The 22,903-nt window shown below is 60.5% G+C and carries 14 protein-coding genes; 6 read left to right on the top strand and 8 right to left on the bottom strand.

The window, feature by feature from the left end:
- Positions 1-62: 62 nt before the first annotated feature.
- Positions 63-1,307, top strand: coding sequence for an NAD(P)-binding domain-containing protein (locus tag AC5S27_RS23490; RefSeq protein ID WP_493936990.1), 1,245 nt, complete (start codon positions 63-65; stop codon positions 1,305-1,307).
- A 73-nt stretch (positions 1,308-1,380) separates the two neighbouring features.
- On the opposite strand, the gene AC5S27_RS23485 is transcribed toward AC5S27_RS23490, so the two are convergent.
- The 5 genes from AC5S27_RS23485 to AC5S27_RS23465 all read right to left on the bottom strand — a co-directional run bounded on the left by AC5S27_RS23485 (position 1,381) and on the right by AC5S27_RS23465 (position 5,867).
- Positions 1,381-3,645, bottom strand: a complete 2,265-nt coding sequence (locus tag AC5S27_RS23485; protein ID WP_493936989.1) for a xanthine dehydrogenase family protein molybdopterin-binding subunit — start codon at positions 3,643-3,645, stop codon at positions 1,381-1,383.
- A 98-nt stretch (positions 3,646-3,743) separates the two neighbouring features.
- Positions 3,744-4,319, bottom strand: a complete 576-nt coding sequence (locus AC5S27_RS23480; protein WP_493936988.1) for a KdsC family phosphatase — start codon at positions 4,317-4,319, stop codon at positions 3,744-3,746.
- A 19-nt stretch (positions 4,320-4,338) separates the two neighbouring features.
- On the bottom strand, positions 4,339-4,929 hold the full coding sequence (cobO, locus tag AC5S27_RS23475) for a cob(I)yrinic acid a,c-diamide adenosyltransferase (RefSeq protein WP_493937352.1): 591 nt from the start codon (positions 4,927-4,929) through the stop codon (positions 4,339-4,341).
- Positions 4,930-4,945: 16 nt separating this feature from the next.
- Entirely contained in the window at positions 4,946-5,347 is a 402-nt protein-coding gene (locus AC5S27_RS23470) for a hypothetical protein (protein WP_493936987.1), read from the bottom strand.
- Positions 5,348-5,396: 49 nt separating this feature from the next.
- Positions 5,397-5,867 carry a 23S rRNA (pseudouridine(1915)-N(3))-methyltransferase RlmH gene (locus tag AC5S27_RS23465; RefSeq protein ID WP_493936986.1) on the bottom strand — a complete coding sequence of 157 codons (471 nt, stop codon included), beginning with the start codon at positions 5,865-5,867 and terminating at the stop codon, positions 5,397-5,399.
- A 401-nt stretch (positions 5,868-6,268) separates the two neighbouring features.
- Here AC5S27_RS23465 and AC5S27_RS23460 point away from each other — a divergent pair, with 401 nt between their 5' ends.
- The gene (locus tag AC5S27_RS23460; protein ID WP_493936985.1) at positions 6,269-9,823 is read left to right on the top strand and encodes a TonB-dependent receptor; all 3,555 of its coding nucleotides are present in this window, start codon (positions 6,269-6,271) and stop codon (positions 9,821-9,823) included.
- A 94-nt stretch (positions 9,824-9,917) separates the two neighbouring features.
- Here AC5S27_RS23460 and rsfS read toward each other — a convergent pair whose 3' ends face one another.
- Both rsfS and nadD read right to left on the bottom strand, forming a co-directional pair.
- Positions 9,918-10,607 carry a ribosome silencing factor gene (gene rsfS, locus AC5S27_RS23455; protein ID WP_493936984.1) on the bottom strand — a complete coding sequence of 230 codons (690 nt, stop codon included), beginning with the start codon at positions 10,605-10,607 and terminating at the stop codon, positions 9,918-9,920.
- Between the two features lie 134 nt (positions 10,608-10,741).
- Entirely contained in the window at positions 10,742-11,323 is a 582-nt protein-coding gene (gene nadD, locus AC5S27_RS23450) for a nicotinate (nicotinamide) nucleotide adenylyltransferase (protein WP_493936983.1), read from the bottom strand.
- 287 nt (positions 11,324-11,610) lie between these two features.
- Here nadD and AC5S27_RS23445 point away from each other — a divergent pair, with 287 nt between their 5' ends.
- Positions 11,611-12,819 carry a GGDEF domain-containing protein gene (locus AC5S27_RS23445; RefSeq protein ID WP_493936982.1) on the top strand — a complete coding sequence of 403 codons (1,209 nt, stop codon included), beginning with the start codon at positions 11,611-11,613 and terminating at the stop codon, positions 12,817-12,819.
- 22 nt (positions 12,820-12,841) lie between these two features.
- Entirely contained in the window at positions 12,842-13,261 is a 420-nt protein-coding gene (locus AC5S27_RS23440) for a vitamin K epoxide reductase family protein (RefSeq protein ID WP_493936981.1), read from the top strand.
- Between the two features lie 64 nt (positions 13,262-13,325).
- Here AC5S27_RS23440 and AC5S27_RS23435 read toward each other — a convergent pair whose 3' ends face one another.
- On the bottom strand, positions 13,326-14,240 hold the full coding sequence (locus AC5S27_RS23435) for an undecaprenyl-diphosphate phosphatase (protein WP_493936980.1): 915 nt from the start codon (positions 14,238-14,240) through the stop codon (positions 13,326-13,328).
- A gap of 151 nt (positions 14,241-14,391) precedes the next feature.
- Between AC5S27_RS23435 and AC5S27_RS23430 the strand changes: the two genes are divergently transcribed.
- Together AC5S27_RS23430 and AC5S27_RS23425 are read left to right on the top strand one after the other, a co-directional pair.
- Positions 14,392-15,405 carry a hypothetical protein gene (locus AC5S27_RS23430; protein WP_493936979.1) on the top strand — a complete coding sequence of 338 codons (1,014 nt, stop codon included), beginning with the start codon at positions 14,392-14,394 and terminating at the stop codon, positions 15,403-15,405.
- Between the two features lie 194 nt (positions 15,406-15,599).
- A complete protein-coding gene (locus AC5S27_RS23425; protein WP_493936978.1) occupies positions 15,600-22,739 on the top strand; it encodes a choice-of-anchor D domain-containing protein in 7,140 nt (2,379 codons plus the stop codon).
- Positions 22,740-22,903: the final 164 nt, after the last annotated feature.

Here is a 22,903-nt window from a genome sequence, read left to right as displayed (position 1 = left end):
GTGGGATTTTCTTCAGCCGCCGGAAATGTTTCATTGGATATAGTGAAGGGTAAGGTATTCACATGATTTCAGTCGCAATCGTAGGTTCGGGACCGTATGGGCTGTCACTCGCGGCTCACTTGAACCCGTTGGGCATCGACTACCGCATCTTTGGCCCTGTCATGGAGGCCTGGGATAAGCACATGCCTCCGGGCATGTTTCTGAAATCGGACGGCTTTGCGTCGGACCTCTTTGCGCCGGGCGACGGCTACACCCTCAAGCAGTATTGCAAAGAGAACAACATCGACTATGCGCCGGTGGGTCCTCCGGTGAAGCGCACGACCTTTGTGGACTACGGCAAGGAGTTTCAGCGGCGGCTGGTTCCCCGGCTGGAGCAGACGATGATTGTCCGGGTCAGCCAGATTCCCGGCGGCTTTGAGCTGGAGACTGCCGAAGGCGAGCTGGTCAAGGCGCGGCATGTTGCGCTGGCCGTGGGCATCAGCCATTTCCCCTATCTCCCGAAGGTGCTCCAGGGACTGCCGCCAGAGGCGGTAAGCCATAGCTTCCATCACGGTCCATTCGACCAGTTTTGTGGCAAAAAAGTGCTGGTCATTGGCGCCGGTGCCTCGGCGGTCAACGCTTCTGTGGCTCTCAATGAGGCCGGTGCCCAAACGGACCTGATGGCTCGCGCGAAAAAAATCAATTTCCACGACCGTTCTGCGGATTACCGGCCGCTGCTGGACCGGATCAAGAATCCGCGCTCGGTGATCGGTCTGGGCTGGCGCTCCAAGCTGGCTGTCGATCTGCCGCTGCTCTTTCATGCCATGCCGCAGAAGCTGCGTCATCGCGTCGTGCAACGACACCTTGGGCCGGCGCCGGGTTGGTTTTCGCGGCCTGGCTTTGAGGGCCATGTCACCCCTCATCTGGGCTGTCAGTTGGAACAAGTGACGCAAGTTGGCGACAAGGTGCAGGTTCGCTACAAGGATGCGAACGGCGAGGCGCGCGAGATGCTGGTGGATCACGTCGTGGCTGGCACGGGATTCAAGCCACTGCTGAGTTCGCTGAAATTTCTCGCCCCAGAGCTGGCAGCAAAGGTCCGTACAGCGGAGGAAGTGCCAGTGCTGGACTCGAACTTCCGCTCTTCGGTGCCGGGACTGTATATGACCGGGCTGGTGTCTGCGAACAACTTTGGGCCGATGTGCCGCTTCGCCTGCGGCGCCAGATTCACGGCGAAACGGCTGTCGCGGCACTTGGCCCGCACTGCGCCAAAGAAAGCGCAGCGTGAGGTTGAAGTGCAGGGTCCGAGCATGGTTTCCGGCCGAGTGTAGCTGTAACCACTGATCACAAAAGAATGCCCGCCAGAACTTCGTCTGGCGGGCATTGTTTTGCCTGGTCCTTTTCTCAGGCTGTAAGCAAGTCTTCAATCTGCACCGGCAGAGTTCGGATGCGGATGCCGGTGGCGTGATAAACAGCAGCGGTAATGGCGGGAGCCACGCCAGCCAGGCCGATTTCGCCAATGCCGCGTGCGCCATACTGGCCCATGACCGGGTCTGGATGGTCGAGGAAGGTCACGTCGATCTTCGGACTGTCGGCGTGCGTGGGAACAAGGTAATCCGCAAAGTTGCCATTGATGGGCTGGCCGGTCTTCGGGGAGTAGATGGTCTGCTCCAGCAGGCCCATGCCTACGCCCATGACCACCGCGCCGAGGATCTGATTTTCGGCAGTCTTTTTATTGATGATGCGCCCGCCGTCAATGACCGAAACCACCCGGCTGACGCGCAGGCGAGCGATGCCTGGGTCCCATTCGATCTCGACAAACTGGGCGCCGAAGGAGTGTGTGCTGAAGTTCTTCGCCTTGGGGTCGCTGCCCATCGGGCCGGAGTTCCCTTCACCGTTGGCAGCCTGAATTTTGGCGAGCTTGAGCAGTTTTTCGTAGGCAAGTCCAGACGAGGCAGGCTGCGTCTTGATATGGACCTTGCCTTCGCTGAAATCGAGCGAGTCAGCCGGCTTGCCGTGGAAGGGTGAGTCGGGTGCAGTGGTCGCGGTGGCGATGGCTGTCTTGATGGCAGCATCCGTCGCGTCGGCGATCGCCGGGAGCACGGTCGCAGTTGCCGTCGATCCGCCAGAAGTTGGCCCCGGAACAAGCGAGCTGTCGCCAAGAACGACACGGATGCGGTCGACTGGAATGCCGGTGCGGTCTGATACCACCTGCGCGAAGACGGTATAGGAGCCAGTACCGATATCCTGCGTGCCGCAGGAGACGCGCGCTGTACCGTCGTTCAGCAAAGAAACGCTGACCTGACACGCGCCGCGAAATGCTCCCCACGATGCGCCCGCCACTCCCCACCCAAGAATAACGTCCGGGTCGCCGGGCTTACGCATCGAGCCGATCTTCGGATTACGATTGGCCCAGCCAAATTTCTGCGCACCGGTCTCCAGGCACTCCTTGTAATGACGGCTGGAGAACGGCTTGCCGCTGCTCTCGTCGGTCAGAGTGTCGTTCTTGATGCGAAACTCGACCGGGTCCATCTTGAGCTTAAGGGCGAGCTCGTCCACGGCGGACTCAAGCGCGAAGAGGCCAGGCACAGCGCCGGGACCGCGCATGGGCGTCGGCGTTCCGATGGTGCGGCGGACCAGAGCTGAGGTCACCAGCAGGTTCGGTGTGGAGTAGAGAAAGGGGGTTGCCTCCCCGCAGTTTTCCTTGATGTCGTCGCCGAGCGAGGTGTGATTGCGGTAGTCATGGTGCAGGCTGACCAGTTTGCCGTCGGCCGTGGCAGCAAGCTTCATGCGCTGCTGGGTGCGCGGTCGGTGTCCGACGGCAGTAAACATCATGCCGCGATCGACGGAGAGCTTCACCGGACGGTCAAGTTCGCGCGCAGCCGCTGCGCACAGTGCCGAGTGCGGCCACGGGAAGAGCTTGCCGCCAAAGCCGGAGCCGAGGAAGCGGGTGATCACCTGCAGGTTCTCGCGCGGAACGCCGAGGGTTTCCGCCATCACATGCTGATGATTCACCACCCCCTGAGAGGTCTCGTACAGGGTGAACTTTCCATCCTCCCAGACCGCGACGGTGGCATGCATTTCCATGGGATTGTGGGTTTCGGACGGCGTAACGTAGGTTTCGTCAATCTGAATGGGCGCGGCCTTGAAGGCTGTTTCGACATCGCCGCGCTTCGATTCGGTATGGAGCGGCAGTGCGTCGGTTTGCGGGTCATCGAGCTTGGTGCTGACGTTAACGGCGTCGGCCGCGTAGGTCACTTTGACGGCATCGGCACCGGCGAGTGCCTGCTCGTAGGTCTCTGCTACCACCAGAGCGACGTATTGCCCCCAGTAGCTGACCTTGTCGTCGATGAGCGGTGGGCGAGCCTCGCTGGTGCGGCCACCGTGACCCCCGGGAGCCATGCGGAAGAGCGGCCCGGCTTTTCCGTCATTGATGTTGTTGTGGTGGAGCACCAGCACAACGCCGGGCATCTTTTCGGCTTTCGCCGTGTCAATCGACCGGATCGTGCCGCTCGCGATGGTGCTGGTCACCGGAACAGCATGCACCATGCGCGGAAAGTGATAATCGGCTGCGTACTGTGCGAAGCCGGTGGTCTTGAGGGGCCCATCGATGCGCGGTAGAGCCGCGCCGATCACAGCGGATGGAGTGAAGGCGGATGTATCGGGCATGGGCGGAGTACCTCGGAGCCTGACTGCTACTGCAACTACTGTAACTCCAGACAGGTCCTGGCCGGGTGCCACGAATTGACCAGCTCACAAAGGAAGGCTCAGGCCAGCGCCAGCGGAACGGCTTCGTCCCAGCGACCCTGCGCCTTCAGGATCAGCTCGACAACGTCGCGGGCTGAGCCGCGCCCGCCGCCACGCTCCGTGATGTAGTGGGAGATCGCCTTGAGCTCCGGCACGCCGTCAGCCACGCAGACCGCAAGGCCAGCGCGAGCGGCCAGCGGAATATCGGGCAGGTCATCGCCCATGTAGGCCACTTCCTCGTCGGTCACGCCGGCTTTTTCCAGGCATTCCTCGTAGGCCTTCATCTTCTTGGCCTGGCCAAGGTACACGAAGCTGACCTTCAGTTCCTTGGCACGCTGCGCGACAGCGGGCGACTTACGGCCAGTGATGAATCCGGTCTGAATGCCCATGGTGTGCGCCAGCGAGAGGCCCTGGCCATCCTGCGCATTAAAGACTTTCATCTCCGTAACCGTTGAGGGCTGTCCAAAAGCTTCTGCGGTCGGACCGATCAGGCAGATGCCGCCGTCGGTCAGCGTGCCATCCACATCCATGAGGAACAGCTTGATCTTGCGGGCGCGGGCGAGAACTTCAGGTGCGATGGAGACAATTTCAGACATGAGCCCATGATAAACGGCGTCAGAACTCGATCCCCCGCTGGGCCAGAATGCCTTTCTGGTAGGCATGCTTCACTTCGCGCATCTCGGTGACAGTGTCGGCGATTTCGACCAATTTCGCATGCGCATTCCGGCCGGTGAGGATCACGTGAACCATCTCCGGCCGTTCGAGCAGCGTCTTGGCAACCTCTTCCGGGTCCAGCATGCCATAGCCAATGGCGTAGTTGATCTCGTCCAGCACTACCAGATCCCAGTCGCCGGAGAGGATCGCAGCCTTCGACTCTTCCCACGCGTCGTGCACCATCTTCAGGTCTTCGGGATCAGTCTCCGCTCCGCCAACCTTCACAAAACCGCGTCCGAGCTGTTTGATCTGAAAGTTGTCCCCGTGTGGCAGGACAGCATCGAGCTCGCCGTAGTGCCACGAGCCTTTGAGGAACTGGAGGAACAGCACGCGCATGCCGCAGCCGACGGCGCGAAAGGCCGTCCCAAGTGCGGCGGTCGTCTTCCCCTTGCCGGGGCCGGTGTTGATCAGGATGAGACCCTTGCGGGATTGTGGCTGTGCATCTGTCATATCGGTTCCTGGGGTTCGATTCCTGGGCGATCGCGCCCAAATTTCTGAATGAAGCGACTTAAGTTGTTTGTCTCGCCTTCCCGACGGGATCGTGAAAGAACAGAAGCCACACGAAAGCTGCAGCAAAAACCGTAGCGACGCCCGCCGCAATTCGGATGGAGAGCGGCATGACGCTTCTCAAAGAAGCGCGGACAAGCGTGATGGCGCTCACCCCGAACAAAAGCATATTGGCCAATCCCAGCGGACGGCTGTAGATGCCACCCATGGGGTTGGTTTTGGAAAACCAGTTGAGCAATCCCATTCCGAGCAGCGCCGCGGCCAGCGATTGAATCAGCACCGTCAAGGTCGGAGAATCCTGAAGACCGAGTACAACCGCCGTCTCCTGGGGCATGAAGTCGAGCACCAGACCAAGCACGAAGAGGAGCAACGCAGCGAGGGTGAGAATGGGTCTAGAGATCATGCTTGCTTCTCCCATGTAGCCTCTTGTGATTCGGAGGCAATGGCTTGAGTTAGTGACCGGAGTGGTACGGGTGGCCTGCGAGGATTGTACAGGCGCGGTAGAGCTGTTCCGCCAACACCAACCGGGCCAGCTCATGGGCCATTGTGATGGGGCCAAAAGAAAGAAGCAGATGAGGCTGGGCGCGAACGGTCTCCATTGTCGAGGCAGCCCAGCCGTCCGCCGGCCCTATTGCGAAAACCAGGTGCTGCGTCCCCTGATCGCGCCGGGCACCGAGCCAGTTGGCCAGCTCCGTCGAAGCAAGCTGGCGCCCGCGGCTATCCAGCAGAACCGGCATCGCCGGCACCCGTCCGGGCTGCTTCGAGAGCCAAGCAAGGAACGCTGCCTCGCTCACGAAGGCTTCAGCATGGCACGAGTGATACGGAGTGATGCGGTCGAGATAGAAGCGCGTCAGCGAATCAAAGGCGGCCTTCGCCCCGGATTTGTTGGGCTTAGGACCGATATGGGCTACGGTGAGCAGCATTCGCCTAAGTGTACGGTGCCAGACCGCACCCGGTTCTCGCTGCGGCTTGAACCATCAGATTGAACGAGAAGGGAGGTCTCCTGCAATTCAAACTTATTATGAAAAACAGTATCGTCTCAAAATTTCAGAATACTCCGGCTCTATTTATACAAATTTTAATACTTTGCTTGTGGGAAGAATTCTAGGGGCATCTATATCTCGCTTCTAATGAGTCACTTGCGACTAGTAAGGCCATGCATTCGGATTGGCAATCCAATTGCAGCACTAGGAGTACCGGACCGTAAGCCCGCCGGAGCGCCTATTTTTGTATTTGCTAGCTCGCGGGAAGACTCTTAGATACGCAAGTTACGTCTGAACTTCCTTGCAGAATCCAAATTTGAATCATTTTCGGAGGAACAAGAATGGTCACGTCTCGTGGCATTGCATTGCTTTCGCCTCTCAGCGAAATTTTCAGTAGAAAATCCTTGCGGCTATCCGTCATGGCTGCCGCGCTGGCATTTGGCTTTGCCACAACCGCGGCAATACAGCCTGGATACACCCAGGAAACAACCGGCGGCTTGCAGGGCACGGTAAAAGATCCCAGTGGCGCAGTGGTAACGAACGCCAGCCTCGTATTGACTTCCCCGACGCTGGTTGGCACCAAGGAATCGACCAGCGATTCAAAGGGGTATTTCCGGTTCTCCAATCTTCCGCCAGGGACTTATTCGCTGAAAGTGACGGCCGTCGGCTTCGAAACACTGGTGCGTTCGAAGATGGAGATTGAAGTTGGCCACTTACCATCCATTGACTTGACCTTGACGGTAGGCGGCGCGACGTCCGTGGTTGAAGTTTCCGCGGAAGCCCCCCTGATCGACACAACGACCAACACCACATTGACCAATATTCCCGAAGACGTGATCGAGGATGTACCTCACGGACGCTCGTTCCAGTCGGTAATCCAGTTTGCACCTTCCGCGCGCAACGAGCCTCTGATGGGTAGCAACCGCGCCAGCAACGGCACGGGTGGCGTCTCCCCTGGCAACGGCAGCAACGGAAACGCTTATGGATTCTCGGTAGCGGGTGGTTCTGATTCGGAGAACTCCTACCTCGTCGAAGGCCAGGAGACTGCCAATCTGATCGGCGGTTACTCCCACACCAACGTTCCATTCGACTTCATCCAGGAAGTGCAGATCAAGAGCTCTGGCATTGAGGCGGAGCATGGCGGCTCCCTGGGCGGCGTCGTGAACGTCATCATGAAAAAGGGTTCTTCGAACTACCACGGCTCGATCTTCGGTCAATTTGAAAACCAGGAAATGGACGGACATCCCGGAGCTTTCTCCCGGTACGACCCGACTGACTCGGGGACAACAACTCCATGGGGATTTGTCGATCCGGCTTATCAGAACTATCAGCCGCGCCAGCCGAAGACCAGCGATGTATTTCCGGGCTTCACGATCGGTGGTCCGCTATTCCCGTCAATGCTGATGCACGACAAGTTCGGGTCTCTGCGTGACAAGCTCTTCGTTTTCGGTGCCTTCAATCCAGAATTCGCAGATGAGGAGCGGAAAATCGTAACTAGCAGCGGCCTCGTACCCTTCAGCCGCAATACGCAAACCTACTACACCACCGCCCGCGTCGATGCCAGCATCACCGATAGGATTCGCGTCTTCGGTTCCTGGCTCTATCAATACCAGCGTCAGAGTGGACAGGATTTGCCCACGTCCGATTCTATTCAGGGTTATGTCAACCCTACGGCATCGAATCCCGCGTTCGTTTACGGCCACAACCTCGGATATGCAGCACCTAACGTGACCATCAACACCGGCGCGGACATCACGATTACCCGCAGCCTGGTGTCGACAACACGCTTCGGCTACTACTTCGAGAACTACCATGACTTCGGCTTCCCGACCAATGCCCAGATCTACAACTGGCAAACCGACGGATTCGGAGCCACAGACACAAGCGGTAAGACTCTCGACCCCTCTCTGCAACAGCTGCCGGGCTACCTGAATGCGGCAACCAACCAGAACTTCACCTCGTTCAACGCCAGCAAGGGTATCCAGTTTGATCAGGATATTGCCTGGTACAAGAGCGGCTGGGCCGGCACGCACAACTTCAAATTCGGCTACCAGCTCAACCGGCTTTCCAACACTCTCAACCAGCATTACAACGAGCCTTACGTCCAGATGTTCGTCGGTTATAACTCTGCGACCAATTACAGCCCTCAGACCACCGAGGGTGCGACGACTTGCGCAGCCCTTGCAGAGACAAATGGAAACGGCTACTGCCAGGGAACTGATGGCTATGTGATCATCGAGGACTTCGGCACCAACGGCCACGCCACCAGCTTCAACCATGGCTTGTTTGCGCAGGACTCCTGGACGCTGGGCCGCGGTCTGACCATCAACGCCGGCATTCGCTTTGACAAGGAATACCTGCCGGGTGAGTCCGAAGCAGCTGGCGCACCGGCCAAGCCCATCAACTTCAACTGGACCGATAAGGTCGCACCGCGTATCGGTGCAGCCTGGGATGTCTTCGGCAAGGGCAAGATGAAGGTCTTCGGCAGCTACGGCGAGTTCTATGACGTGATGAAGCTCAACCTGGCCATCAGCTCCTTCGGCGGCCAATATTGGGACAATTGCGTATACGCACTCAACACCTCGAACTACACCACGATCAACCCGACCTTTGCCAGCAACGGGCGCTACTGCGGTAGCCAGGGCGATACGCAGGAAGCCAATTTCAGCGGCGCTACTCCGGCCGGAATCAGCTTCATTGAGAACGTCAACTTCCGCGCCTTCCCCACCACTTGCTCCACCTGCAGCGCATCGCAGGAAGGTGTTGCTCCCGGCCTCAAGCCGTACAAGCAGCACGAGGCAGTCTTCGGTGTGGATTACCAGATCAGCCCGCTGGTTGCCTTCGAGGCACGGTATGATCGCAGACGCCTGGATCACGTCATCGAAGACTCGGCGATTTACGGTATCGGCGAAGGGGAAACCTTCGTCGTGGTCAACCCTGGGCAGGGCGTCAATTCGACCTTCCTCGGCTTCTGCTCCTTCCTCTATGGCGCGGATCAGTTGAAGGCCGGTGGCGCTTGCAACTCGCCGACAGGCAACTATCCTCCTAATAACCTGATCCCTGCGGCCCGCAGCTATGACGGCCTGGAGCTGCGCTTGACCAAGGCAGTCAGCCATCACTGGTTCGGTACGGCGAGCTACACCTACAGCCACTTCCGCGGCAACTACACCGGTCTGACCAGCTCTGACATTTCAGACGGCGGTCTCGGGGGACGCAACTCTCCTAACAACAGCCGTGCCTTTGACGAGCCTTACTTCCAGTACAACTCGATGGGTGGGTCTTCGAGCGGTCCTCTGCCGACCGATCGTCCTAACGTCTTCAAGGCAGATGGATATTACCAACTCGCTTACCTGAAGAAGTTCACGACCAATCTGGGTATCTTCCAGACTATCTATCAGGGTTCGCCCAATACCAGCTACATGGATATTGGACTGGGCGGCGGTGCATGGCCGGTACAGGTGGTCAACCGTGGGAAGTGGGTCGATGTAGCACAGGACCCCATTTCGGGAGCCATCACTCTGGGCAATGCACGTACCTACCGGAACAAGAAGTTTATCCAGAGCGACTTCAATCTTGAGCAGGGCTACAAACTGTCCGAGGGTAAGGCGCTGAACTTCACGGCTACGTTCACCAACCTCCTGAACCAGCATGCAGTCACTGCAATCAACGAAGAGATCGACACAACCTATGCCTACCAGTTCGGCACTCCGGGCGGACAGGATGTATTGAACGGCGTGAACTTCTACGCTGCTGCCATGCATCCCTATTCCCTGAAGGATGTGTTGACCGGGAACAACAGCCAGGGCGGACCGATCACCATCAACAGCCAGTACGGTAAGCCTCTCTACTATCAACTTCCCCGTACCATTCGTATCGGGGCACGTTTCACCTTCTAAACTGTCCGCTAGTCGAACCAAAACATAAGGGGAACCCGAGCTTTCGGGTTCCCCTTATGCTTTGTGAAAGAACTCAACGAGAAAGGCTCTCGGGCTATTTCTTGGGTGATTTTTTCGTTACGGCTTTCTTTGCCGCTTTCTTGGGAGCTGGCTTGGACGTAGTCTTTTTCGAAGCTTTCTTGATGGGGGCCTTCGCCGGTGCAGGTCTGGCAGCCTTCTTGGCTGGCGATTTAGCGACTGCTTTCTTAGCAGCTTTCTTCGCTGCCGGGATCGCCTTTGCTGCCGCCTTCTTTGCCACTGCTTTGACCGGCGCGGCTTTCTTGGCGGCCTTCTTCACAGCGTTTTTTGGCGCAGGGGTGGACTTGCGCACAGCGCGGGTCTTTTCGGCCAGTGCCGTCTTTAGTTCGGCTTCGACCTGGGCTCCGGTCAAATTGCGGGCGGACTTGCGCAGGCGTTCGATATCGTAGAAGGCGCGCTTTTCCGCGAGGAAGACGTGGATAACAATGTCTGTGTAGTCGAGCAGGATCCACTCGCCTTGGCGACGGCCTTCGACCGAAACGGCGTAGAGCCCGAACTCCTTCTTCAGTCGGTATTCGATCTCATCGGCGATCGCGACCACCTGGCGGTCGTTCGAAGCGCTGGTGATCAGAAAGAAATCGGCCAGACCGGAGTCGGCGGGGTCCAATTCGAGAATGCGGGTATCTTCGCCTTTTTTGTCTTCGCAGGCGGCTACGGCTGCCAGCAACTGGAGACGGGTGGCAGCGTGGGGGGTCGGGCTAGGCATTGGTGAGGTGGTTCTCCTTGAGGCCCGTGGGCCACTCATTATGGTAGCAGGATGTGAGACACAGCAGGGAGTAGGGAACAGGGAATAGGGAATAGAGGAAATATTGCCAGGCGGCTTCAGCAAACGACTCGCGTTTAACGGTACAGACCGTGTTCGTGGATGTAGGCAAGCACTGCGGGCGGGAGCAGCGGCGGGAGATTGTCCGGGTTGCCGTGAATCTGCTTCCGGATCTCAGTCGCGCTGATCTCGTAATGAACATCGGGCAGGAGGTACAGGCCCCGCTGTTCGTCCTCCGGCAGCGATTCCCCCGGACGCGAGGCGACGATCAGCTTTGCGAGTTGGCGAATCTCCGCAACCCGGTGCCACTCCGGCAGGGAGCGGAAGGCGTCCGCGCCGAGCAGCAGGAAGAGCTCAGTGCTGGCAGGCATCGTAGCGCGCAGGCGGGTCAGCGTATCGACAGTGTAGTTGGGAACCTTGCTTCGAACCGGCGCGTCTTCCAGCGAAATCTCAAAGCCACTCTCGCCCGCAATCGCCAGGCGAGTCATCGCGACGCGGTCTTCAAAGCTGGCCGAGGATCCGTCTCGCTTGAGTGGCTGCAGTCCGACCGGTGCAAACAGCACACTGTCCAGATTCAGGGTTTCTCGCGCGGCGCGAGCCACCGCGACATGACCCCAGTGTGGAGGATCAAAACTGCCGCCGAAGAAGGCAATGCGCATGGAGCTATCCTAGCGGAGTGAAACGACGCGACCCGGACTCTATCGCGCCGTGTGAAGTAACCCTCTTGGTAACCAACATCTGACCCAGCTGTCGAAGGGTGGCTCACAGCTTTTTAAATCTGGAAGAAACCTTAGCCCAATAACGTTGATAAAACGATCAGCCTGCCCCTTTTCAGCAGGATTTTTCTTGCGAATTTCGTTGTGCTGGTTAAAATGGGTGCATTCACTGGTTACTTATGTCACTACTCTCCTGGTTCGACAATCGAACGCTGTTGGGATGCCAGTGCATGCTTGCAGCCATGTTCGCTGTCGTCTTTCTCTGGATGAGCCGGGCATACCCCAACGTGCGCGGACTTCGCTCCGTCGCGTACGGCTTTCTAGCTGGTATTCCATGCACACTGCTTCTGGTGGCGCGCGGACACGTCTCGGTATTTCTGTCCATAGTCGTGGCCAATGCGCTGGGTCTGCTCTCCTTCCTGCTCATGTATGACGGAGTCGTACGCTTTGTCGGCGGCCGGAGCAGGATGCGTGTCCTGGCCGTAATAACTGCGGCATGCGTTGGAGTCGTCTATTACTACAGCGAGATTGAATCCACCATCGTCCCGCGCATCATCGCCATGGGGCTGGGTTGCGCCTTCATACGGACAGCCATGGCCTGGCAGCTGATCCGCACCTCTGGCGGTCCGGGGCACGTCATGGTGAACCGAACCGGCATGCGCTTCCTGGGCGCCTTCATGGCAATCATGGCCATCTGGGGATTCGACCGGGTTCTTGAAACCGCTCTGCACGGAGCACCTGAAAATTTCATGGAGCGGGACACCGTTCAGACTGCCCAGATGGCGCTCAACGTGCTGTATATCGCGGTCTTTGGTCTATGTTTTATCGTCATGGCCAGTCACGAGTTGATCGCTCGCAGCCAGCAGGAGTCGGAGCTTGATTCGCTGTCAGGCGCACTCAATCGCCGCGGGATCGTGTCGAGACTGGCGTTGGAGCTGCGGCGTTCCAATCGCAGCCACAGCCGCCTTTGCGTGGCCCTTGTCGATATCGACTACTTCAAACGCATCAACGACAGCTATGGCCACGCTGCAGGAGATGTAGCGATTCGGAATGTGGCCGATATGATGACCCAGACGCTCCGCGATGTAGATTTTCTCGGCCGCTACGGGGGCGACGAATTCCTGGTAATTCTGCCAGAGACGGCTTCGCATAACGCGGTGATAGTGGCCGAGCGCCTCCGGCAGGCGGTGCAGGAGCGCACGTTGACCCGTCCAGTCGGCACTCTGTCTCTCAGCATCGGTATCACCGAGGCAAGTCCCGACGACGACGTGATTGCCCTGATCGCTCGAGCCGACGATGCCTTGTACCAGGCCAAGAGCGCCGGCAGGGACTGCTACCGTATGCTGCTGCCCCCGGCCACTTTTGCGGACGTCCCCCAGTCGAGCGGCAGGCAGCCCGTGGCGGAGTCGAGACCTTCGGCGGGCAGCCCGGTCGCGTAGCGGGGCTGCTAGGATTTCAGCTATGCGATATCTGATTGCGTTGCTTGCTGTGGCAGGAATGGTGGTTTCGGTCCTGGCGCTGCGCGTCCATAGCTCAAATGAAACAGAACCCTGCTCCATCAATGAAAAGTGGGATTGCGGCATTGTGAACCACTCCCCTTATGCCGAGATGAACCGTGTGCCCGTTGCCGCGATCGGTATGGTCGGTTACGAGGCAATCCTTGCGCTGGCACTCACCAGGCGCAAATGGCTGGTGCTCGCCGCGGCAGTGGGCGGCCTCGGCTTCTCCCTGTATCTCACCCACATCGAGAAAGACGTGCTGCGCGTCTGGTGCGTCTATTGCGTGACCTCGCTGGGCATCATTGCGCTGATTACGCTTCTGGGGGCGGGCTGGGTGTTCTTTGCCGGAAGAATAGGCCGCCGGAGTCTGGCCGGCGTCTGAACGAAATCACGCGGCAAGCGCCTCATTTTTGGGATTCCCTCAGCTTAGGAATGCTGACGGCAAGCTAGAAGCCGCGCGTATGCAGGTAGAAGACGACTGCAGACGCCAGCAGGCAGTAGATGCCGAAGAGATACCAGCGTCCGCTCTCCAGCCAGCTACTCAGCCACTTCAAAGCCACCAGTCCAGCGAGGAACGAGAAGACCATCCCCAGCAGGCTGGAGACAGCGGCGCCGTGCAGATCGATCGGGTGGCCCGCAAGCTTTGCTTCATGCGCGGCTTTTACCAGGCGCAGCGCTTCGAGGCCGACGACGGCCGGAGTCAGCACCACAGCCATGGCGAAGCTGAAGCGCTCGGCGCGCTCGCGTGGAGCCTCAGCCAGCATGCCGGCGGAGATTGTCGTACCCGAGCGCGAGAACCCACGGAAGGGCAGCGCCAGCCCCTGAACAAGGCCCATAATGGTCGACTGGCGGAAGGTAACCAGGCCCGAACCGAGCGAGTCGGCAAAGGCAGAGTTGGTGATGGTGTAGCCGATCTGCCGGCGGCGGCGAAGCTCGATGATGCCGGCGACAAGAATCAGCACTCCCGCAGCCGCGAGGGCTGGCGCGATCAGGTCGAGGCGGCCAAAAAGCGATTCGATCTCCGCCTTTTCCGCACCTTTGAACAGAGTCTTCTCGATAACCTTCTTGATTGCTTCGCCCAGCACTCCAGTCAGGATCGTTGCCCAGATCACCAGCCACGCAAAGCGTTTGAATGCCGCAACGGAGGAGAAGTAGGCATCCTTCCAGGTCTTCCAGAAATAGACGATCACGGCGAACATCGTGCCGGTGTGCAGCATGACCAGGAGCAGGGTCATCTCGGGCGAGGAGGGGTCGAGGCCAAGCAGTTTTTCAGCGACGACAACATGCGCGGAGCTTGAAACCGGGAGCAGTTCGGCAAGGCCCTGAACGATCGCCAGAAGGATGACATAAAGAATCGGCATGAAGACAGTTTAAGCGGTCCGGCCCGCAGGGCAAGCAAAGAGTTCATTAAGCCCGCAGCGGGCGGGAAGCCCAACAGCGGCGCTTCTTCTAAGATGAACGCAGGTCATGTACCACTTTTTGCTACTGCTGTTCCGGAAAAGTTACTGGCGAATGCTCCTGCGCAAAGCCACATGGGCGGAGGCGTGGCTTAGCCTGACGCGTGTCCATAAGGACCGCCGCGCTCGCCGTCATGTGCGCCAGATCTTCTTCCTGGCGCTGATCCCCGTGCTCGTCATCGCCTACGCCATGTGGCTCATCGGCAGCGGCGCCTGGATCATCGTTCCCTTTCTCATTCCGATCTTCTGGTGGCGCAGCCGCAGGGCAAAGCAGGACGCGGTGCCGCTGCACATTGCCCCGCAGCCGGAGCCGGTACATCGCGTTCTAACGGACACGGAAAAGCTGCATCTACGGCGGTACTTCGCCGAGCTGGCCGTGCTCTACGCAGGTATGGTCGCTCGTGCCGGCAGTGAGGGGTTCCTGAAAGAAAAGGTGCTGCCCGAGGGCGCGGAGGTGACCTCGCGCCGCAAGTACATGGAGCTGATGAAGTCGACCGGCATCTGGGACCGCATGGCCCGCGTGGATCGTGAAGCGATGATGATGCCCGACGGCCACTGGGACTGGGCGCGCATCAACCAGGTCGCCCTGGCGCTGGAACCGCTGCGTCTGCTGCGCTGGCTCCTTCAGATCGATTACTATCTGCCTCTTGTTGGACAGCAGTTGCGGGGCGACTACGCTATCGCCTACACGCTCTTGCCCGACGTCGATAAGCTGCTCGGTGGAACAGAGCTGGCTGATCTCGAATCGGTGCGCATGGGGCGTGAGGCGGCCGAGGTTTTCTTCCAGCGCTGCCTGGCCGAAGGCATCAGCCGCGGCTACTACGAGACCAGCGATGAAGAGGCAACCGCGTGGGCCGAGCGCGTCTCCGAATCGCTTGGCGGCCGCCAGCACGAGGATTTTGTCCTCGGCGGCAAGCTGGTTTCAGAGGCGAGCGAAGAGGAAGTGATGTGGGCCACATCGCTCTCGCGCCGAAGGACCGGATTCCTGGGTTGGGCCGCCGAGGTCATGGAATCAGGGAAGGTTCCGGACGGCGATTTCTTCGCCGTCTGCCTCGAAGAGGCAAGTTAGCCAGAGCTATGAGCTGCTACAACCGTGTTGCTTGATTTCTGGACGGACGAAACCGCTTCCAGCCTATAATGGGCGCACTTTTCAAAACAGGAATCGCCGACTCAATCTTGTTCCGCCTTGCAGGTTTCCTCGCGTCATCTCAGGTCTGCTTCGTTAAGCATGAGATGGGGTAACTCCCATCGACTGGGGGAAACGTGCGCGGAGCAGGATGGAGTGCTGCGATCTGGCTGGTTCTGTTTGTGATGCTGCAGGCTGGGGCAGCGGGCCAAGGTGCGGCTCCGGAACCATCGGAGCACGCTTCGGTAGTACCGCACCGGTCCCATGCCGAGCCTGCACGCGTTCGCGCGGCGCGACGCTTCCTGGCGCAGCGGCATGGATTCGCCCCCCGAAGACTCGCCGCGCTCCCGCAGGCCACCGGCTCGTCGACCTGGACCCCGGCCGGTCCCATAGCCGTCAATTCCCTTGCCTACGGTCTCGTCTCCGGTCGTGTCTCCGCGCTGGCCTTCGACCCCGCGGATGCGACTGGCAATCATCTCTATGTTGGCACCACCGGCGGCGGTCTCTGGGCCTCGCAGAATGCAGCGGCCAGCACCCCGGCCAGTGTCGTCTTCGCGCCCATCACAGATAACCTCACCGCCCTTGCGAACGCCCCCCAGACCGGTCTGAGCGTCGGCGCTGTATCGGTGCAGCCGGGCGGGACAGGCGTGATCCTTGCCGGTCTCGGCGACCCGAACGACGCGCTCGACTCCTACTACGGCGCAGGCCTGCTGCGCTCGACCGACGGTGGCAAAACCTGGTCGCTCATCGAGCAATCCGTCGACCTCGAAAGCGGCATCAGCAGGCGCGATTACTCGTTTGTCGGCGAGGGCTTCGCCGGCTTTGCGTGGAGCACCAGAAACACCCAGCTTGTCGTCGCTGCAGTCAGCCAGGCCTACGAAGGAACGCTAGTCAACGCCGGGCTGAGTGCGCTCAGCATGCAGGGCCTCTACTATTCGCAGGACGGCGGCGCCACTTGGCACCTGTCCCGCATCGCTGATCTCAATGGCCAGGACGTGCAGGGGCCGAACGACGCCTTCGCCCTGCCCGACGGCAACGCCGCCACCTCTGTCGTATGGAATCCGTTGCGCCAGGTCTTCGTCGCGGCTGTGCGCTTTCACGGCTACTACCAATCGATCGACGGCAGTACCTGGACGCGCATGGCCGACTATCCCAACGGCCAGCCCGGCACCGCTCTCACCGCCGCGAATTGCCCGACAGAATCCGGCTCGGTCGGCGTCGCTGGCTGCCCCATTTTTCGCGGTGCGCTCACCGTCAATCCGCAGACCGGAGACACCTTCGCCTGGACCATTGATGTCTTCAATCAGGACCAAGGCATCTGGCAGGACCAATGCGGATTAAGCGGAACTTCGTGTACCGACTCGACCTTGAACTTCGGCGTTCAGCTCAACACCGCTCCGCTTGAAGTAGCGGACAGCAACGGCGCTGCCACCATCGAGAACGGCGATTACAACCTGACCCTGGCCGCGGTCCCCGGTGGCCTCGGCACCGGGCAGGACACACTGCTCTTCGCCGGAGCCAACGACCTCTGGAAATGCAGCATCGCCAACAGCTGCGTGTGGCGTAATACCACCAACACCACCACCTGCCAGTCAGCACAGGTAGGCGAATACCAGCACGCCGTGGCTTGGGACACGGGCAATCCGCTTCTATTGATGGCAGGCAATGACAATGGCCTGTGGCGCTCGGCGGACCAGGTCGGCGAAACAGGCCCCGTCTGCTCCTCGACCGACGCTGCGCACTGGCAAAACCTGAACACCACGCTCGGATCCCTTGCTGAGGTGGTCAGCCTTGGCCAATCCCAAGCCACCGCGGCAACCATGCTCACCGGCCTCGGCGCCAACGGTTTTGCCGGTGTGGTCAACGCGCCTGCAACACCCGCCAACTGGAACGAAATCCTCGGCGGCGAAGGGGGCACAGTCGCCGTTGCCCAGGCCAGCAACCTCAACAGCTGGTACGCCAACAATGCGGCGGGCGTCGCCATCTTCCATTGCAACTCCGCGACGCTGTGTACCCCATCTGCCTTCGGTACCACGCCAGTGATTGGTGAAACTCAGGTAGCCAACGACGGTTACTCCATGCCTTACCCCGCAGAGTTCCGCCTTGACGCGCTCGATCCCACCCAGATGCTCATCGGCACCTGCCGGGTCTGGCGCGGACCGGCCACCGGCAGCGCGTGGTCGGCTTCCAACGCCCTATCGCCCATCCTCGACGGCACGGGAGGCACTGTCTGCAACGGCAACGGACTCATCCGCTCCATCGCGGCGCTGCAACTGTCCTCCGGCGGCGAGGCAATCTATGTCGGCATGGCCGGTGCCTACGACGGGGGCGGAGTCGTTGCCGGACACGTCTTCCTCGGCATCCTCTCCGCCAACGGCACCGTCGCGAACTGGAACGATCTCGCGTTTTCGCCCGTCACCAACAGCGGCCTGGCCTTCAACGCCTATGGCAACGATGTCAGCAGCATCTACATCGATCCCCACGACGCCACCGGAGCGACTGTCTACGTCACGGTCAGCACATTCGCCAACACCACGCAGCCCAGCCAGACGGTCTATCGCAGTACCGACAGCGGCGCGCACTGGACCGCGATCACCTCCAACCTGCCGAATGCTCCGGCCAACGCTGTTCTCGTCGATGCGCAGGATGCAAGTACGATTTACGTGGCTACGGATACCGGTGTCTATGTCACCAGGACGGTCGCCAGTTGCGCCACCGTAGTCTGCTGGACGGCCTATGGAACCGGGCTACCGCTGGCTCCGGTGACCCAGCTTGTTGAGACGCCCACCGGCGCGACCACGCAGACCCTGACCGCTGGAACCTACGGTCGCGGAGTCTGGCAGATTCCTCTCGCCACCGCCGGTACCACGCTCACCACCGTCTCCTACGCCCCGACGTCTCTCACGTTTTCCGGCCAGACCGTCGGCACAGCCTCAGTCGCGCAAACCGTCACGCTCAAGACCACAGGTGTCGCTTCCATGACCGTAAGCAGCATCGCATTCGGAGGGGCCGCTGCCGGCGATTTCTCTGAGACCGACACCTGCGTCGGCGCGTCGATCGCCAAAAATGCAACCTGCACAGTAAAGGTAGTTTTCACGCCCACGCAGTCCGGCAGCCGCAGCGGCCAATTGATCCTCAATGCCAATGTTGCCGGCGGGCAAATCCTCTTGCCGCTCTCAGGCACCGGCCTGGCCACCGCTACCGTCACGCTGCAGCCAGCCAGCCTGAGTTTTGGACCACAGCAGCTCGCCACCACATCAGCCGCGCAGACCATCAACGTTCAGAACACCGGCGGAGCGCTTCTCACCATCAGCTCCATCACGGTCGCCTCTCCATTCTCCAAAGTGACCAGCACCTGCGGCGGATCGCTGCCCGGCGGCTCAGCCTGCGCCTATACCATCGCCTTTACTCCCACTCAGGCAGGAGCCGCCACTGGCACCTTCACCATTGTGGACAGTGCCGGTACGCAGTCTGCCTCGCTCAGCGGCACAGGAGTAGCCGGGCCGACCGACACCCTCTCGACCACCAGCCTGACCTTTGCGCAAACAGTCGTAGGACAAGCCTCACCGCCGTTGACGGTCCAGTTGACTAACTCTGGCGGTCTGCCTCTCACCGGCATCGGCACCTCGATCTCCGGCACCAACGGAGCGGATTTTTCCGCCACCAGCACCTGCGGAGGCACGCTTCCGGCCAACTCCTCCTGTGGAGTCACAGTCACCTTTCGCCCTTCGGCGGTCAGGCTAGAAACTGCGACACTGACCATCTCCGATGCGCTCCGCGCACAGAACGTATCGCTCACCGGAGCCGGTCTGAAGCCACCGGCTCTGGGTGTCTCTCCGACCACGGCGAGCTTCGGGAGCCTGCAAATGGGCATCGTCAGCGCAGCCAAGACCTTCACGGTCACGAACACCGGCGGTTCGCCGCTGCTGCAGCCGACGTTCGCCCTTTCCGGCACCGGAGCGCCCAGCTTCGCCATCGGCGCAACCACCTGCGGAGCCACGGTCGCCGCCGCCGCCACCTGCACCATCGCGGTCACCTTCCAGCCGCTCGCCAGTGGCCCGTTATCCGCTACGCTAACCGTGTCGACTGCCAGCGCCGGCGTAGCCCCGGTCTCTGCGGCGCTCAGCGGCACAGGGCTGACACCGCCCTCAATCGGCGTCGCCCCGACATCGCTCAACCTGGGTCCGGTCGCAGTCGGCAACTCCAGCGCCGCCTTCACAGTACAGATCACCAACACCGGCCAGATCGCCATGACCGGACTCACCTTCGCTGTTGGCGGCGCCAGCGGAGCCCAGGCTGCGGACTTCGCCCTCAGCGCACCAACCGACATTCCTGCCTGCAGCCTCACTGGCGGAACGCTGACCCCTGCAGCAACCTGCAGCGTGCAGATCACATTCTCGCCATCCATTGTGGGCGCCGAAACAGCAACCCTCACCGCGTCCTCGACGAATGCAGTCCCAGCCATGGCGACCGTCAGCCTTTCCGGCACTGGAACAGCGACTCTGCTCCTCCAGGCCAGTCCGCTCAACTTGAGCTTTCCCGCCACTGCGGTCGGCACCACCAGCGCCTCGCAGACCCTGACCGTCAGCAACATTGGCCGCCAGTCAGCCAACAGCCTTGCCCTTGCAATCACCGGCCCATATGCTCTGGTGACTTCCACTTCGACCTGCAAGGCAGGCACCAAGCTTGCCGCCGGATCCTTCTGCACTATCGCTCTCAGCTTCACGCCCGCAGCCTCGGGCGACCAGCCCGGCGCGCTCGGCGTCTCTGTCACGAACCTCGGCGTCGCGCCGCTAACCATCCCCCTGGACGGAACAGGAGTCGCCGTCGGCGGCATCTTGCCAACCCCAACGGCGATCACCTTTGGCAGCGTCGTGCTGAATACGGCATCCGCGCCGCAGACGTTGACCGTGACCAACTCCGGTCAGGCAGCGCTGAGCGGTCTGAACCTCAAGGCCACAGGCGACTATGCGCTTACCGCCAACACCTGCCCCGGCACACTTGCCGCCTCCACGTCCTGCACATCCGGCGTTCTATTCGACCCCTCAACAACCGGTACGCGCACCGGCACGCTCACCGTCAGCACCACTTCTGCCGGAGTGGCGCCCGCCGTTGTCAGCCTTTCGGGGAGCGGCATCCCCGCAGGCTCTCTTATCGCCAGCCCGGCCGTGGTCAGCTTCGCATCGGTCACCGTCGGCCAGACCAGCCCACCGCAAACCGTCACCCTGAGCAATGCCGGCGCCACCGCACTCACCGGCCTTCAATTCCAGCTCGCCGGCGACTACAGCCTGCCCGCCAACTCATGCGGAAACCAGCTGGCCAGCGGCGCGAATTGCACCCTTACCATCTCTTTCTCCCCCAGCCAGCCCGGCACGCGCATCGGTTCAGTCACCGTCACTTCCACCAATGCTGGATTTGCCCCGTTCCTCGTAGGCCTGACCGGAACCGGCATCGCCGCGGCGCAACTGGTAGTCCAGCCGCTTCAGTTGTCCTTCGGATCGGTCGTCGTGGGCACCAATAGCAGCGCGTTGCAACTAGCCGTAAGCAATCCCGGAACCGGTACTCTCAATGGGCTGTCGTTCAGCTCGGCCACGCCGTTCAGCGTGGGCTCGGGCAGTTGCGGACCAGCGCTCTTGGCAGGCGGCACATGCAGCGTTCCAGTCACGTTCACCCCCGCCGCTGCCGGCGTCCAAACCGGGACGATTACCGTCGCCAGTACCAGCCTGGGCGTCGCTGCCGTTGCCGTGCCCATGACGGGAACGGGCATCGCCGGACCCTCGCTCCAGATCAGTCCCACCTCCATCAATTTCCCCGCAACAACGCTCGGGCAGAAGAGCAGCGGGCAGACGGTCACCATCACCAATCCCGGCGGAGTGACCCTGAGCGGCCTCGCGCTGCAACTTTCCGGCTCTGCATCGGGAGACTACGCGCTCTCCGCTTCCACCTGCGCCTCCACACTTGCCCCCGGAGCCAGCTGCACGGCCGTCATCACCTTTGCACCCATCGTCGCCGGAGGCCGCACTGCCTTTCTGACCGCAACCAGCAGCACCGCCGGCGTCGCCCCTGTCAGCACCACTCTGAGCGGCATCGGACTTACTCAAGCTTCCCTCAGCGTTGCGCCATCACAACTTGTTTTCGGCCTCACGCTGGCCAGCCGGGTCAGCACCACGCAGACCGTCATCGTCACCAATTCCGGCGGCACCGGCATCCTTGACCTGACTTTCGGCGTGACCACCGGCTTTGCCGTCGATGCCACCCAGACCACCTGCGGATCCACTTTAGCCGGTGGCGCAAGCTGCACGGTTGGCGTGAATTTCGACCCATCGTCGGCAGGCGTGTTGACTGGCACGCTCCGGATTTCTTCCGCGACAGGCGGCACCACCGCGACCGCAGCGTTAACCGGCACCGGCGCGCTGCCTCCCGGAGCGATTACTTCGCCGGCCGCGCTGGTCCAGTTTGGAACGACTGGATTGGGGCAGACAGCTGCTCCGGTGCAGGTAACAGTGACGAATCAAGGTACAGCGGCAGCACTGACCGGACTCTCCTTAGCCGTCGATGCCAATGGGACAATCGCCGGTTTCGGACTCAGTAATGACACCTGCACCGGAACATCCCTCACAGCTGGTGCAAGCTGCACGGTGAATGTAACCTTCAAACCCACCAACGCCGGCCGCCTATCTGGATCGCTGGTCATCACCAGCGCCGCATCGCCGGTAACTCTCGCCCTGGCCGGCATCGGCTTTAACTTTACCTTCAACGCCGTCGGCAACTCGTCCGTAACTGTCGTTGCGGGACAGACAGGTTATTTCACCTTCGCTGTAACCCCTGTCGGCCTTCCCGCGGGAACCGTTGTAGGACAGGTAAGTTTCGCCTGCGGCTCGCTGCCTGCAAACGCCCTTTGTCTCTTTAGTCCCCCACAAATCACCGGGCTTAAAGCGGTCGGTAACGTGGTTCTTGGTATCGGCACAGGTTCAGCGCGTGGAGCCAGTCGCGCCTCTCAGAATAAATGGCGAGATACCGTTGTACTCGGCTGCATGTTGATTGCAATGCCGATCCTATCCCGGCGCAGAGGCCGATGGCATAGAGCAGGAAAGGTACTCATGCTTGCCGCACTTATCGGCGGCATCACCAGCTGCGCGGGCTCTGGCGGCTCCACCAACTCCGGCGGCAACACCAATTCCGGCAGCGCTACTCCACGAGGCACTTATCCCATCATTGTCACAGCAACGTCTACCGGAGTCGTCGTTTCCACAAAGGTGACGCTGATCGTGAATTAGGGATAGGTCCAGGGCAGACGAGTGAAAGTAAGTTAAGTGCCCTTGATAGTCGTCTCAAATTCGAACGCGAGTACCTTAGTACTACTTGCAACGATGATCTCGGCAGCATTGATGGCATTGCGAGTCGTAGCCAACAAGAATACCGGCAGCCATTGTCGACGACG

Source organism: Acidicapsa borealis (assembly GCF_059115245.1).
This window is presented reverse-complemented; position numbering and strand designations above follow the sequence as displayed.

What these genes read in the sequence shown, in the direction of transcription:
- AC5S27_RS23490 (WP_493936990.1), top strand. Translation starts at nt 63, where the DNA reads ATGATTTCAGTCGCAATCGTAGGTTCGGGACCGTATGGGCTGTCACTC.
- AC5S27_RS23485 (WP_493936989.1), bottom strand. Translation starts at nt 3,645, where the DNA reads ATGCCCGATACATCCGCCTTCACTCCATCCGCTGTGATCGGCGCGGCT.
- AC5S27_RS23480 (WP_493936988.1), bottom strand. Translation starts at nt 4,319, where the DNA reads ATGTCTGAAATTGTCTCCATCGCACCTGAAGTTCTCGCCCGCGCCCGC.
- AC5S27_RS23470 (WP_493936987.1), bottom strand. Translation starts at nt 5,347, where the DNA reads ATGATCTCTAGACCCATTCTCACCCTCGCTGCGTTGCTCCTCTTCGTG.
- AC5S27_RS23465 (WP_493936986.1), bottom strand. Translation starts at nt 5,867, where the DNA reads ATGCTGCTCACCGTAGCCCATATCGGTCCTAAGCCCAACAAATCCGGG.
- AC5S27_RS23460 (WP_493936985.1), top strand. Translation starts at nt 6,269, where the DNA reads ATGGTCACGTCTCGTGGCATTGCATTGCTTTCGCCTCTCAGCGAAATT.
- rsfS (WP_493936984.1), bottom strand. Translation starts at nt 10,607, where the DNA reads ATGCCTAGCCCGACCCCCCACGCTGCCACCCGTCTCCAGTTGCTGGCA.
- nadD (WP_493936983.1), bottom strand. Translation starts at nt 11,323, where the DNA reads ATGCGCATTGCCTTCTTCGGCGGCAGTTTTGATCCTCCACACTGGGGT.
- AC5S27_RS23445 (WP_493936982.1), top strand. Translation starts at nt 11,611, where the DNA reads ATGCTTGCAGCCATGTTCGCTGTCGTCTTTCTCTGGATGAGCCGGGCA.
- AC5S27_RS23440 (WP_493936981.1), top strand. Translation starts at nt 12,842, where the DNA reads ATGCGATATCTGATTGCGTTGCTTGCTGTGGCAGGAATGGTGGTTTCG.
- AC5S27_RS23435 (WP_493936980.1), bottom strand. Translation starts at nt 14,240, where the DNA reads ATGCCGATTCTTTATGTCATCCTTCTGGCGATCGTTCAGGGCCTTGCC.
- AC5S27_RS23430 (WP_493936979.1), top strand. Translation starts at nt 14,392, where the DNA reads ATGCTCCTGCGCAAAGCCACATGGGCGGAGGCGTGGCTTAGCCTGACG.